Origin of the sequence: Motilibacter deserti (genome assembly GCF_011250635.1) — a bacterium.
Taxonomy (GTDB): Bacteria; Actinomycetota; Actinomycetes; order Motilibacterales; family Motilibacteraceae; genus Motilibacter_A; species Motilibacter_A deserti.
Map to the genome: position 1 here is coordinate 1 of NZ_JAANNP010000053.1, position 12289 is coordinate 12289.

The 12289-nt window shown below is 73.0% G+C and carries 10 protein-coding genes and 2 pseudogenes; 8 read left to right on the plus strand and 4 right to left on the minus strand.

Features of this window, described 5'->3' with window-relative positions:
* From G9H71_RS18415 to G9H71_RS18430, 4 genes are all read left to right on the plus strand, one after another.
* Positions 1 to 470, plus strand: a 470-nt coding sequence (locus G9H71_RS18415) for an Hsp70 family protein (protein WP_166284253.1), incomplete at its 5' end; no start/stop codon positions are given.
* Entirely contained in the window at positions 467 to 1090 is a 624-nt protein-coding gene (gene grpE, locus G9H71_RS18420; RefSeq protein WP_166284254.1) for a nucleotide exchange factor GrpE, read from the plus strand. The genes G9H71_RS18415 and grpE, both read left to right, overlap by 4 nt.
* A 55-nt stretch (positions 1091 to 1145) precedes the next feature.
* Positions 1146 to 2315 carry a molecular chaperone DnaJ gene (dnaJ, locus tag G9H71_RS18425; RefSeq protein ID WP_166284255.1) on the plus strand — a complete coding sequence of 390 codons (1170 nt, stop codon included), beginning with the start codon at positions 1146 to 1148 and terminating at the stop codon, positions 2313 to 2315.
* A gap of 5 nt (positions 2316 to 2320) precedes the next feature.
* Positions 2321 to 2749 (plus strand): heat shock protein transcriptional repressor HspR, encoded by a 429-nt coding sequence (locus G9H71_RS18430; protein WP_166284256.1) that lies wholly within the window; start codon positions 2321 to 2323, stop codon positions 2747 to 2749.
* Positions 2750 to 2813: 64 nt separating this feature from the next.
* Here G9H71_RS18430 and G9H71_RS18435 read toward each other — a convergent pair whose 3' ends face one another.
* Together G9H71_RS18435 and G9H71_RS18440 are read right to left on the minus strand one after the other, a co-directional pair.
* Positions 2814 to 3461, minus strand: a complete 648-nt coding sequence (locus G9H71_RS18435) for an ACT domain-containing protein (protein WP_166284257.1) — start codon at positions 3459 to 3461, stop codon at positions 2814 to 2816.
* A 138-nt stretch (positions 3462 to 3599) separates the two neighbouring features.
* On the minus strand, positions 3600 to 4313 hold the full coding sequence (locus G9H71_RS18440; protein WP_231135068.1) for a DUF305 domain-containing protein: 714 nt from the start codon (positions 4311 to 4313) through the stop codon (positions 3600 to 3602).
* Positions 4314 to 4527: 214 nt separating this feature from the next.
* Between G9H71_RS18440 and G9H71_RS18445 the strand changes: the two are divergent.
* From G9H71_RS18445 to clpB, 3 genes and pseudogenes are all read left to right on the plus strand, one after another.
* Positions 4528 to 6000, plus strand: a pseudogene (locus G9H71_RS18445) (LVIVD repeat-containing protein); the annotation flags it as partial.
* A 39-nt stretch (positions 6001 to 6039) separates the two neighbouring features.
* Positions 6040 to 6300: pseudogene (locus G9H71_RS25585) on the plus strand (FIMAH domain-containing protein); the annotation flags it as partial.
* A 547-nt stretch (positions 6301 to 6847) separates the two neighbouring features.
* Complete coding sequence (gene clpB, locus G9H71_RS18450) at positions 6848 to 9430, plus strand: ATP-dependent chaperone ClpB (RefSeq protein WP_166284259.1); 2583 nt, start codon at positions 6848 to 6850, stop codon at positions 9428 to 9430.
* A gap of 79 nt (positions 9431 to 9509) precedes the next feature.
* On the opposite strand, the gene G9H71_RS18455 is transcribed toward clpB, so the two are convergent.
* Positions 9510 to 10064, minus strand: a complete 555-nt coding sequence (locus tag G9H71_RS18455) for a tetratricopeptide repeat protein (RefSeq protein WP_166284260.1) — start codon at positions 10062 to 10064, stop codon at positions 9510 to 9512.
* A gap of 138 nt (positions 10065 to 10202) precedes the next feature.
* The gene (locus G9H71_RS18460) at positions 10203 to 11012 is read right to left on the minus strand and encodes a hypothetical protein (protein ID WP_166284261.1); all 810 of its coding nucleotides are present in this window, start codon (positions 11010 to 11012) and stop codon (positions 10203 to 10205) included.
* Between the two features lie 94 nt (positions 11013 to 11106).
* Between G9H71_RS18460 and G9H71_RS18465 the strand changes: the two genes are divergently transcribed.
* The coding region (locus G9H71_RS18465; protein WP_166284262.1) for a bifunctional transcriptional activator/DNA repair enzyme AdaA at positions 11107 to 12289 on the plus strand (1183 nt) is incomplete at its 3' end.

Sequence of the window (12289 nt, forward strand, 5' to 3'; positions counted from 1 at the left end):
TCGGCACCGGCCGCGAGCAGCGCATGACGATCACCGGTGGCTCGGCCCTCCCCAAGGAGGACATCGAGCGCATGGTGAAGGACGCCGAGGCGCACGCCGAGGAGGACCGTCAGCGCCGCGAGCAGGCGGAGGTGCGCAACACCGCCGAGTCGCTCGTCTACCAGACGGAGAAGTTCCTCGCGGACAACGCGGACAAGGTCCCGGCCGACTCCAAGGCCGAGGTCGAGGACGCGGTCGGCGCGCTGAAGTCCGCGCTCGAGGGCAACGACACCGAGGCGATCAAGTCCGCGACCGACCGCGTCGCGCAGTCGAGCCAGAAGCTCGGTTCGGCGATGTACGCCAACGCGCAGGGCGCGGGTGACGCGGGCGCCGGCGCCGGTGCGGCGGGCGGCTTCGGCGGGGCCTCCGCCGGGAGCGCGAACGACGACGTGGTGGACGCCGAGATCGTCGACGAGGACGAGCAGAAGTGACCGACGTCCACGAGGAGGGCCCTGAGCCCGTCGTCAGGGACAAGCGGCGCATCGACCCGACCACCGGCGCAGTGCGGGAGCAGGCCCAGCAGCCTGCTCCCGCCGCCCCGGCGGCCGACGAGGCCGCCACGCCGGCGTCCCAGGCGCCGCAGGCAGCTGGACAGAGCGAGCTGGAGACCCAGCTCGCCGAGCGCACGGCCGACCTGCAGCGGCTGTCGGCCGAGTACGCGAACTACCGCAAGCGCGTCGACCGCGACCGCGAGGCCGTCCGTGAGGCGGCCCTCGCCAACGTGCTGACCAGCTTCCTGCCCGTGCTCGACGACATCGACCGGGCGCGGAGCCACGGCGAGCTCGTCGGCGGGTTCAAGGCCGTCGCCGACTCGCTCACGTCGGTCATCGACAAGCTCGGCCTCACCCGCTTCGGCGAGGCGGGCGACCCGTTCGACCCGACGGTCCACGAGGCGCTCATGCACGAGTACTCCGACGACGTCACCGAGGCGACCTGCGTGACGGTCCTGCAGCCGGGGTTCCGCATCGGCGAGCGCATCGTCCGCCCGGCCCGGGTCGCGGTGGCAGAGCCGGCCGACTCCGGCGCGGGCGCCGGCGGGTCGAGCGAATAGCGAAGCACGAACTGCGAATCGGACAACACATGATGACGAGGGGAGGGGACGCCGGGTGAGCACGAAGGACTTCCTGGAGAAGGACTACTACAAGGCGCTCGGTGTCTCCAAGGAGGCGTCTGCGGAGGAGATCAAGAAGTCCTACCGCAAGCTCGCGCGGCAGTACCACCCCGACGCCAACAAGGGTGACTCCGCGTCCGAGGAGCGGTTCAAGGAGATCTCCGAGGCCTACGACGTCCTGTCCGACGCCAAGCGGCGCAAGGAGTACGACGACGCCCGGTCGTTGTTCGGCTCGGGCGCCGGCCGGTTCCGCTCGGCGGGCGGCGGCCCCGGCGGCGTCAGCTTCGACATCGGCGACATCTTCGGCGCCACCTCCGGGGCGGGAGCCGGGGCCGGCGGGCTCGGCGACGTCCTGGGCGGGCTGTTCGGCGGCGTACGCCGGCCGGGCGGCCCGCGCCGGGGCGCCGACGTCGAGTCCGAGGTCACGATCTCGTTCGTCGAGAGCGTCGAGGGGCTGACCGTGCCGCTGCGCAAGAGCAGCGACAAGCCCTGCCCGGAGTGCAGCGGCACCGGCGGCCGCGGCGGGAGCATGCCGCGTACGTGCCCCGAGTGCCAGGGCACCGGGCGCACGAGCGTCGGCGGCGGGTCCGGCTTCGCCTTCGCCGAGCCCTGCCGCAACTGCAAGGGCCGCGGGCTCGTCGTCGACGACCCGTGCCCCAACTGCCACGGCAGCGGTCGCGCGCAGGGCAGCGAGGTGCTCAACGTCCGCATCCCCGCCGGCGTCAAGGACGGCCAGCGCATCCGGCTCAAGGGCAAGGGCGCCTCGGGCGAGCGCGGGGGCCCGGCCGGCGACCTCTACGTCACCGTCCACGTGACGCCCCACCCGGTCTTCGGCCGCAACGGCGACGACCTCACCATCACGGTGCCGGTCACCTTCGCCGAGGCGGCGCTCGGGGCCGAGCTGCGCGTACCCACGCTCGGCGGGGCGCCGATCACGCTGCGCCTGCCGGCCGGGACGGCCAACGGGCGCACGATGCGGGCGCGCGGCAAGGGGGCGACCCGCAAGGACGGCACCCGAGGCGACCTCCTCGTGACGGTCGAGGTCGCGGTGCCGGCCAAGCTCTCGGCCAAGGCGCGGTCCGCGCTCGAGGCCTACGCCGAGGCGACGGCAGGAGACGACCCGCGCGCCGGCCTCTACGCAGCGGCGCGCAGCGACAAGGGGTAGGAGGAATGAGCCAGCTGCCCTTCGACGACGACGCGCCGGTCTACGTCATCTCGATCGCCGCGCAGCTGTCCGGCCTGCACCCGCAGACGCTGCGGCAGTACGACCGGCTCGGCATCGTGTCGCCGGGCCGGTCGACGGGCCGCGGCCGGCGCTACTCGGCGCGCGACATCGCCGCCCTGCGCGAGGTGCAGAAGCTGACGAACGAAGGCATCAACCTCGCGGGCGTGAAGCGGATCATCGAGCTCGAGCTGCAGGTCGGCGCGCTGCAGGCGCGTCTTGCCGAGCTGCACGCCGAGCTCGAGGCGGTCTCCGCCCGGGTCGAGACCTCGGCGCGCCAGGCGGCGGCCGAGGCCGCCCGCGCGGCGCGCCGGGACCTGGTGCCGTTCAGCCGGGACGGCGCGGCGATCGTGGTGTGGCGGCCGGACCCGCGCTGACCGGGCCGGAGCGCGCGCCCTCACGTCACGAGGCGCGCGTCCGCGGCTCCGTCTGTGCCGATCGTCAGGCCGGCAGCGCGATCGCGCGCGGCACCGCCATCATCGCGACCAGCTCGCTGACCCGGCGGAACGTGCTCAGCTCCAGCGGGTGGAAGACCGGCTCCGAGCGCGCCACCAGCACGGTGACGTCGCCGGGGAACGGGGCGCCGAGCATGGTCACCTCGTCCTCGGCGCCGAAGCCGCGCGGCTGCACCCGCCCGGCCCGCGCGGGGGCGGTGTCGACCTCGGACAGCTCCACCTCCGGCGCCCCGGGGCTGCAGTAGACGACGTGCGCCGAGTCGCCCGTGCCGGCGATCGCGCAGGCCCAGTCCGCGGCGAACACCGCCGGCGCCATGTCGGTGAACGTCTCGACCGCGCGCTCGGGCTGGCGCAGGGCGTGCTCGAGCAGGTCGAGCTCCAGGTGGCTGCCCGGGCTCGAGGTCGAGGTGCGCAGCGAGAGCAGGGCGATCGCCGGGTCGCGCTCGAGCCGCTCGCGCAGCCGGCTCTCTCCGCCCGCGGTCAGGCTGACGCGGAAGTCGTCGATCGCGCGGCCGCCCTCGCGGCCCAGCACCTGCACCCCGACGATGTCGCCACCGCAGGAGCCCATGAGGTCGGCCACCCGGGCGAGCGCGCCGGGGCGGTCGGGCAGCACGACGCGTACGTCGAAGAGCATGGCGTTCCCCTGTCCCGCGTCACCGTGCCGCGGGCGGCCGGCGTTCGGCCCGGCCGGTGACGCGCGGTGACCAGTCTGCGCGCCCTGCGTTGCGGGACAGGGTCGTGACCGTTGCCGCTGGATGAAGCGCGCGACGCCTCAGAGCTCGGCGAGCAGGTCGTTCATCCGGTTGATCTCGCCCTGCTGCGTCACACCGACCTCGCTGGCCATCTCGTTCATCCTGATCTCGCCCGGCGTGTCGCCCCACTTGTCGATCATCGTGAGCGCGCCCTGGTGGTGGCGGATCATCATGCGCAGGAACATCTCGTCGAAGGCGCTCCCTTTGGCGGCCTTCAGCGCCTCCAGCTCCTCCTCGGTGGCCATCCCCTCCATCTGGAGCTCGCCAGAGCCGGAGTGATGGCCATGCCCGTGCGTCCTCCAGTCGGCTGGCGGGACCTCCTGGCCGCGCTCCTCCAGATAGGCCTGGAACAGCTCGATCTCCGGCTCCTGCTCGGCCTCGATCCGCGCGGCCATCGCCTTGACCTTGGGGCTCTGCGCCCGGTCCGGCGCCAGCTGGCTCATCTCCAGGGCCTGCGCGTGGTGCGGGATCATCATCGTCGCGAACTCGACGTCCGCAGTGCTCCAGGTGTCCGGCGCGATCGTCGGCGAGCCGGTGGTGTTCGGCTCGCCGGGGCTGCCCGGCTGGATCGCGGGCGGCCCGCTCTCAGCTGGCGCGGTCATCGCGCCGGCGACCGGGGCCGAGGAGTCGTCGTCGGACGTGCACGCCGTCAGCAGTGCTGCGCCGAGCAGCGGCGCGACCAGCGTGGCGGCGCCGAGGGCGCGCGAGCGTCGAAGGGGGTATCCGCGGGGCATGGCGTTCATCTTCACCCACCGACGAGCGGCGCGCACAGAACACCCGAAACTTGCTCCGGGCGACTAGTTCCCGGCGTTACGCAGTTGTAATGGTTGGAAACGTCGATTTTTCGCGCCGGGGGGTGTCGCTCGGACGGCTGGTTCGCCAGGATGCGTTCCGCGCCGTGCCTCACGAGGGGTGGCGCTCGTCTGCATCCCGGACCAAGGAGAACGTATGGAGCCCACACCGGCTCGCACGATTCGGCGACGCGCCGCAGCAATCTTCGGGGGAACCGTGCTGGCCGCGGGGCTCGCTACGGCTCCGCTCTCGGCGGCGTACGCGGACGACCCGCCGATGGGCCCCGTCACCCCCAACGAGGTGGCGAAGACGGCCAACATCGAGCACCTGGACAACGACCCGAAGCCGCCGGGCTTCGTGCACTCGAGCGCTACGTCGTTCTTCTCGGCGCTCAACAGCGACCTGGCCTTCCAGGGCGACTACGCGTTCTCCGGCAACTACAACGGCTTCAACATCTACGACATCAGCGAGCCGGCGGACCCGGAGCTCGTCACGTCGGTCCTGTGCCCGGGCTCGCAGAACGACATCTCGGTCTACGGCGACCTGCTCGTCCTCTCCACCGACTCCCCGCGCACGAACGACTCGTGCACCACCGGTGCGGCCGGCAGCCAGAACAACGCCGCGCACTGGGAGGGCATCAAGATCTTCGACATCAGCGACATCAAGAGCCCGCAGTACATCAAGTCGGTCCGCACCGACTGCGGCTCGCACACCCACACGCTGGCGCCGTCGAAGGACCTCGAGGACCTCTACGTCTACGTCTCCTCGTACTCCCCGAGCGCGAGCGCGGCCTACTGCAAGCCGCCTCACGACAAGATCTCCATCGTCAAGGTCCCGCTGGACGCGCCGACCGACGCGGCGATCGTCAGCACGCCGGTGCTCTTCCCGGACGGCGGCAACCCCGGCAAGGCGCGCAACCCTGCCGACCCGACGTCGAACTCGGTCAGCGCCACGAGCGGCTGCCACGACCTCACGACGTTCCCGTCGCGTGACGTCATGGCCGGTGCCTGCATGGGCGACGGCGCGCTGTTCGACATCTCGAACCGCGAGAACCCGACGCTGATCCACTCGGTCCGCGACGACGTGAACTTCAGCTTCTGGCACTCGGCGTCCTTCAACAACGCCGGCACCAAGGTCGTCTTCACCGACGAGCTCGGCGGCGGCGGCCAGGCCACCTGCGACTACGACCCGAACCACGGCCTGGTCAAGGGCGCGGACGCGATCTACGACATCGTCGACGCCAAGATGGTCTTCAAGAGCTACTTCAAGATCCCGCGCGTCCAGCAGGAGAACGAGAACTGCGTCGCCCACAACGGCTCGCTGATCCCGGTCAAGGGCAAGGACATCATGGTCCAGGCGTGGTACCAGGGCGGCCTCTCGGTGTTCGACTTCACCGACTCGGCCAACCCGAAGGAGATCGCCTGGTTCGACCGCGGCCCGGACGTCCGGACGCACCCGACCACCGGCGCCCCGCTTTCTGTCACGGGCGGCAACTGGTCGACCTACTGGTACAACGGCCACATCTTCTCGAACGAGATCCAGCGCGGCTTCGACTCGTTCAAGCTGACGGACCCGATGTTCGCCGACGCGGCCAAGGTCAAGTCGACCGAGCTCAACGTCCAGATGCAGCAGCTCTACACCGAGGCCGTCTCGTTCCAGAGCCTCTACGACATGGTCGACATGTACGTCGCCTCCGGCAACGTGACCGCCTCGGCGTCGGCGTCCCTCAAGGACCGCCTGGCCAAGGTCGACGCGGCTGCCGCGAAGGGCAGCGAGGCGCAGTCCATCAGCTACCTCGAGTCCTTCATCGCCAAGGCGAAGAACCAGATCAAGGGCGACGCGGCCGACATCGCGGCTCGCGACGCGCTGGTCTCCGCCGCCGGCATGTACGTCGCCGACCTCACCGCCGCGGACAAGTTCGAGCGGTGAGCTGATCGGTCGCTGACCGATCGCAGCTGACGGTCGAAGGCCCGGTCTCCCTCCTGGGGGGCCGGGCCTTCGCGTTGTCCCGGACGTGGGGGCCGGTGCCACCGCCAGGCTCCGCTCCGTCGACGCCACTCCCGCCCGTGGACGCCATCTCTTGCCCGCTGGCCACGCCGTCCGCCCCTTGCCGCCCCTTGCCGCCCGTCCACGCCGCCTCCCTCGCCTCTCGCCGCCACTTCCCGCCCGCTGGCCACACCTCTCGCCTGCTGCAGCGAGCGGAAGGTCGGGTTAGTGGGCGCAAGGTTCGCCGCGGCAGCGACGGGCGCCACCCTCTCGGTCAGCGGTCGGGGCGACGCACATGCGACGCCTTCGTCGGAGCGCCGCCTCGCACCCCGGAACTCGATGTGCGGGGTCCGCGCTGAGGAGCGAGGTGCCCTGCGGCGGGTATCGCCGTCCGAAGAGCGGGTAGCTAGAGTTGAGCGGAACAGACTCAAGGTTCCTGCGGTTGGACTGCACAAGACCACCCGAGCTTCGAGGAGCGAGACCCCGCACGATGGACACGAACAAGCTCACCACCCGCACCCAGGAGGCCTTGACCGAGGCCGTGCGCCGCGCGTCCAGCGCCGGGAACGCGCAGGTCGAGCCGGTCCACCTGCTGCTCGGCCTGCTCGGCCAGGCCGACAGCGCGGTCGGGCCGCTGCTCGAGGCAGTCGGTGCGGACCGCAACGCCCTGCGCGCGCGGGCCGAGGAGACGGCCTCCCGGCTGCCCAGCGCGAGCGGCGACACCGTCAGCGCGCCGCAGCTGGCCCGCCCGGCGTACGCCGCCCTGACCGCCGCGGGGAACCACGCCCGCGAGCTCGGCGACGAGTTCGTCTCCACCGAGCACCTGCTTGTCGGGCTCGCCGAGTCCGGCGGCCCGGTGGCCAGCCTGCTGCGCGAGGCCGGCGCCACCCCGCAGGCGCTGCTCGCGTCGTTCGAGAAGGCGCGCGGCTCCGCCCGCGTGACCTCGCCGGACCCGGAGGGCACCTACCAGGCGCTGGAGAAGTACGGCGTCGACCTCACCGCGCGCGCCCGCGCCGGCGAGCTCGACCCGGTCATCGGGCGGGACGCGGAGATCCGCCGCGTCGTGCAGGTGCTGTCCCGGCGTACCAAGAACAACCCAGTCCTCATCGGCGAGCCCGGCGTCGGCAAGACCGCCGTCGTCGAGGGGCTGGCGCAGCGGATCGTGGCCGGCGACGTCCCCGAGTCGTTGCGCGGCAAGACGCTCGTGGCGCTCGACCTCGGCGCGATGGTCGCGGGCGCGAAGTATCGCGGCGAGTTCGAGGAGCGGCTCAAGGCCGTCCTGAACGAGATCAAGGAGTCCGAGGGGCGCGTCGTCACCTTCATCGACGAGCTGCACACGGTCGTCGGCGCGGGCGCGTCCGGCGAGGGCGCGATGGACGCGGGCAACATGCTCAAGCCCATGCTCGCCCGCGGTGAGCTGCGCATGGTCGGCGCGACGACGCTGGATGAGTTCCGCGAGCGGATCGAGAAGGACCCCGCGCTCGAGCGCCGGTTCCAGCAGGTCTTCGTCGGGGAGCCCAGCGTCGAGGACACGATCGGCATCCTGCGCGGGCTACGCGGCCGCTACGAGGCGCACCACAAGGTCGTCATCAGCGACGCCGCCCTCGTGGCGGCGGCGACGCTCTCGGACCGCTACATCACCTCGCGCTTCCTGCCGGACAAGGCGATCGACCTGGTCGACGAGGCGGCCTCCCGGCTGCGCATGGAGATCGACAGCAAGCCCGTCGAGATCGACGAGCTGCAGCGCGCCGTCGACCGCATGCGCATGGAGGAGATGGCGCTCGAGCGCGAGGACGACCCCGCGTCGCAGGAGCGGCTCGAGGCGCTGCGCCGCCGGCTGGCCGACGAGACCGAGCGGCTGACCGCGCTCAACGTCCGCTGGGAGCAGGAGAAGTCCGGGCTCAACCGGGTCGGCGGGCTCAAGGAGAAGCTCGACGACCTGCGCGGGCAGGCCGAGCGCGCCCAGCGCGACGGCGACTTCGAGACCGCGTCCCGGCTGATGTACGCCGAGATCCCCGCGCTGGAGAAGGACATCGCCGCCGCGGCCGAGTCGCAGGAGTCGCGCGATGCCATGGTCAAGGAGGAGGTCGGGCCCGACGACGTCGCGGACGTCGTGGCGGCGTGGACCGGCATCCCCGCGGGCCGGCTGCTCGAGGGCGAGACCGCGAAGCTGCTGCGGATGGAGGACGAGCTCGGCCGCCGGCTGATCGGGCAGAAGGCCGCCGTCCGCGCGGTCTCCGACGCCGTACGCCGTGCCCGGGCCGGCATCTCCGACCCGGACCGCCCGACGGGCTCGTTCCTCTTCCTCGGCCCGACCGGTGTCGGCAAGACCGAGCTGGCCAAGGCGCTGGCGGACTTCCTCTTCGACGACGAGCGGGCGATGGTCCGCATCGACATGAGCGAGTACTCCGAGAAGCACTCGGTGGCGCGGCTCGTCGGTGCGCCCCCCGGCTACGTCGGCTACGAGGAGGGCGGCCAGCTCACCGAGGCGGTGCGGCGGCGGCCGTACTCCGTCGTGCTCCTCGACGAGGTGGAGAAGGCGCACCCGGAGGTCTTCGACATCCTGCTGCAGGTGCTCGACGACGGCCGGCTCACCGACGGGCAGGGCCGCACGGTCGACTTCCGCAACGTGATCCTGGTGCTCACGTCGAACCTCGGCTCGGTCTACCTCGTCGACGGGTCGCTCGACGAGGCCGCCAAGCGTGACGCCGTGATGGGGGTCGTGCGGTCGACGTTCAAGCCGGAGTTCCTGAACCGGCTGGACGACGTCGTGGTCTTCGAGCCGCTCGGCACTGAGGAGCTGACCCGGATCGTCGACATCCAGATCTCGGCGCTGGCCCGCCGGCTCGAGTCGCGGCGGCTCGAGCTCGAGGTCACCGACGCGGCCCGTGAGTGGCTCGCGCTCTCGGGCTACGACCCGGTCTACGGCGCGCGGCCGCTGCGCCGGCTCGTGCAGTCCGCGATCGGCGACTCGCTGGCCCGTGCCCTGCTCGGTGGCGACATCCGCGACGGCGACAAGGTCGTCGTGGACCTCGAGCCGGGCAAGAACGGCCTGACGGTCGCGCGCGGCTGAGCGCACACAGGCAAGGGCGACGTCCGCGTACGGCTCCGGCGGGGCTGTGCCGGGCGTCGCCCTTCGTGCGTGGCGGGAGCTACGCCTCGTCCGGGGCGCCGGCGGCGATCCGGTCGTAGTCGTCCTCCGGGAAGCCCTGGCGGATCCGTGCGAGCCGGCGCAGCCGCAGCAGCCGTGCGGTCAGGACCGGGTCGGCCCCCTCCTGGCGCAGGGCGGCGAGCGCGCCCGCGGTCAGCCAGCGGATCGCCTCGCTGTCGAGCCCGGCAGCCATCAGAGTGGCGCCCATCATCTCGTGGCCGGCCAGGTCGCGCGGGCGCACGTGCCACAGCTCGGCGAGCTCCGCGGCTGCCTCGTCGGTGTGCCGGGCCTGCAGCAGGGCGCGGACGAGGTGGAACCGCAGCTCGGTCGGGGCGCCCGGCTCGGCGACCGCGCGGCGCAGCAGCTCGACGGCCTCGGCCGCGCGCCCGCCCAGCATCTCGTAGTCCGCGACGGTGACGTACAGCTCCGCCCGGCTCGCCCCGTCGGGGGCGCCCTCCTCCTCCAGGAGCCGCCGCGCCCGGTCCACCCGCTCGCGCAGCTCGGGGTCGGCGGCGAGCGCGCGGATGCGCTGTTCGAGTTCGTCGGGCAGAGTCACGGCGCTCAACCTACGCGCCGCGCCGGGACGGGCTCGTCGCGAGCCGCTGGGAGGAGACGCGCCACGACGAGCTGCACCGCGACGAGCTGCACCGCACCGCGCCGCGCGCCTGCACGCCGGCCGTTCCGGCGGCCCGCGTCAGCGCAGCAGCTTCGCCGTCCGCTTCGCCGCCTTGCGCACGCCGCCGCGCTCGTCGAGCCAGCCGCCGAGCAGGCCGACGACGGGGACCTTGCCCAGGGCGCGGAACGGGAGCGCGCCGCGCGGCCGCTCGTCGAACATCCCTTGCACCGCGAGGAAGGTCTTGCCCAGCCGCCACATCGTCCGGGCGGCCCGCTTCACCGGGTGCGGCTGGTCGGCGGGCTCGGCCGGCACCGCCCGCTCGAGCTCGTCCAGCTCCTCCGCGGCGTCCAGCTGGGCCATCGGCTCCTGCTCCACGACGACCCCCACGGCGGCGCCGTCACCCGCGCGGCGGCGGCTCCAGCGGCGTACGGCGTCGACGCAGTGCCCGCGCTCGACCCGCCGGTCGAACAGCACGCGGCCGAGCAACGGGACCCAGTCGTCGGGGTCCTCGAGGCCGTGCTCGCGCGCGACGGCGCAGACCGCGAGCCCCTGGGCGGAGGCGCCGAACGCGGCCTGCACCGGGAAGCGGTCCGCGGCCGCGCCGAAGAACCGCGGCGTCGCGGCGACGAAGCCCGCGACGACGGCGATGCGGTCGACCCACCACTCGGACCGCTGGTCGACCGGAAGGTCCGCCCACTGCTTCGACCCCGGCGGCGTCCCGCCGAGCAGGCGACGGGCTGCGACGTCGCCCACGCGGCCCGGCAACGATGTGCGCGGCTCGCCCGAGCCCCACCCCAGCCAGCGCTCGGGGTCGTCGAGCACGCGGGAGACGAGCCCGGCGTACGTCGACAGCGTGTCGCACAGGGTCTCGTCGGTCAGCTGCGGCATGGGCACGATTCTGCCGTGTCGGGCATCGTGCAAACGCCACGGCGGTGTCCGAAACCCGCCAGCCGAGCCCGGGGCGCCATGTCACGCTGGACGGGTGCTGGACGACGTCGACCGCTGCTACCGGGCCGTGCAGGCGCGGGACGTCCGCTTCGACGGGCTCTTCTTCACCGCGGTGACGTCGACCGGGATCTACTGCCGCCCCTCGTGCCCGGCCACCACTCCGAAGCAGTCGAACGTCCGCTTCTTCCGCACCGCCGCCGCCGCGCAACGCGGCGGCTTCCGGGCCTGCAAGCGCTGCCGACCGGACGTGACCCCCGGGTCGCCGGAGTGGGACGTGCGGGCCGACGTCGTGGGGCGGGCCATGCGGCTCATCGAGGACGGCGTGGTGGAGCGCGACGGTGTGCCCGGGCTCGCGGCGCGGCTGGGCTACAGCGAGCGCCACCTCAACCGCACGCTCGTCGCCGAGCTCGGTGCCGGCCCGCTCGCTCTGGCCCGGGCACGACGCGCGCAGGCGGCCCGGGCCCTGATCGAGACCACTGATCTGAGCTTCGCTGATGTGGCCTTTGCCTCAGGCTTCTCCAGCGTCCGCCAGTTCAACGACACCGTGCGCGAGGTCTTCGCCCTGACTCCATCGCAGTTGCGCTCGCGGCTGCAGACGCGGCCTGCTCCCGGCCGCCTGACCGTACGACTCGCAGTGCGCCGTCCGTTCGACGCGGGCGCGCTGCTCGACTTCCTCGGCCGGCGGGCCGTACGCGGGGTCGAGGAGGTCGTCGACGGGTCCTACCGCCGCTCGCTGCGGCTGCCGTACGGCCCCGGCGTCGTGACGCTCACGCCCGACGCGGACGGGGTCTCGGCCGAGCTCCGGCTGCACGACGTCCGCGACGTGATGACGGCGGTCGCCCGTTGCCGCCGGGCCTTGGACCTGGACGCCGACCCGGTCGCGGTCGCCGACGTGCTCGGCGCCGACCCGCTGCTCGGCCCGCTCGTCGCGGCCGCCCCGGGCCTGCGCGTGCCGGGGACCGTCGACCCTGCCGAGATCGCCGTGCGCGCGGTCCTCGGCCAGCAGGTCTCGGTCGCCGCGGCGCGCACGACCGCCGGGAAGCTGGTGGAGGCGTACGGCGAGAAGCTGGCCGAGCCGCTCGGCGGCGTGACGCACGTCTTTCCCGCGCCCGACGTCCTCGCGGCCGTCGACCCGGCCGCGCTGCCGATGCCGGCGTCGCGCGGCCGTGCGGTCGTCGCGATCTTGGAGGCGGTCGCGTCGGGCGCCGTCGTGCTCG

Coding starts and splice junctions, on each gene's coding strand:
- G9H71_RS18430 (WP_166284256.1), top strand. CDS start 2,321: ATGAGCCAGCTGCCCTTCGACGACGACGCGCCGGTCTACGTCATCTCG.
- G9H71_RS18435 (WP_166284257.1), bottom strand. CDS start 3,461: ATGCTCTTCGACGTACGCGTCGTGCTGCCCGACCGCCCCGGCGCGCTC.
- G9H71_RS18440 (WP_231135068.1), bottom strand. CDS start 4,313: ATGCCCCGCGGATACCCCCTTCGACGCTCGCGCGCCCTCGGCGCCGCC.
- clpB (WP_166284259.1), top strand. CDS start 6,848: ATGGACACGAACAAGCTCACCACCCGCACCCAGGAGGCCTTGACCGAG.
- G9H71_RS18460 (WP_166284261.1), bottom strand. CDS start 11,012: ATGCCGCAGCTGACCGACGAGACCCTGTGCGACACGCTGTCGACGTAC.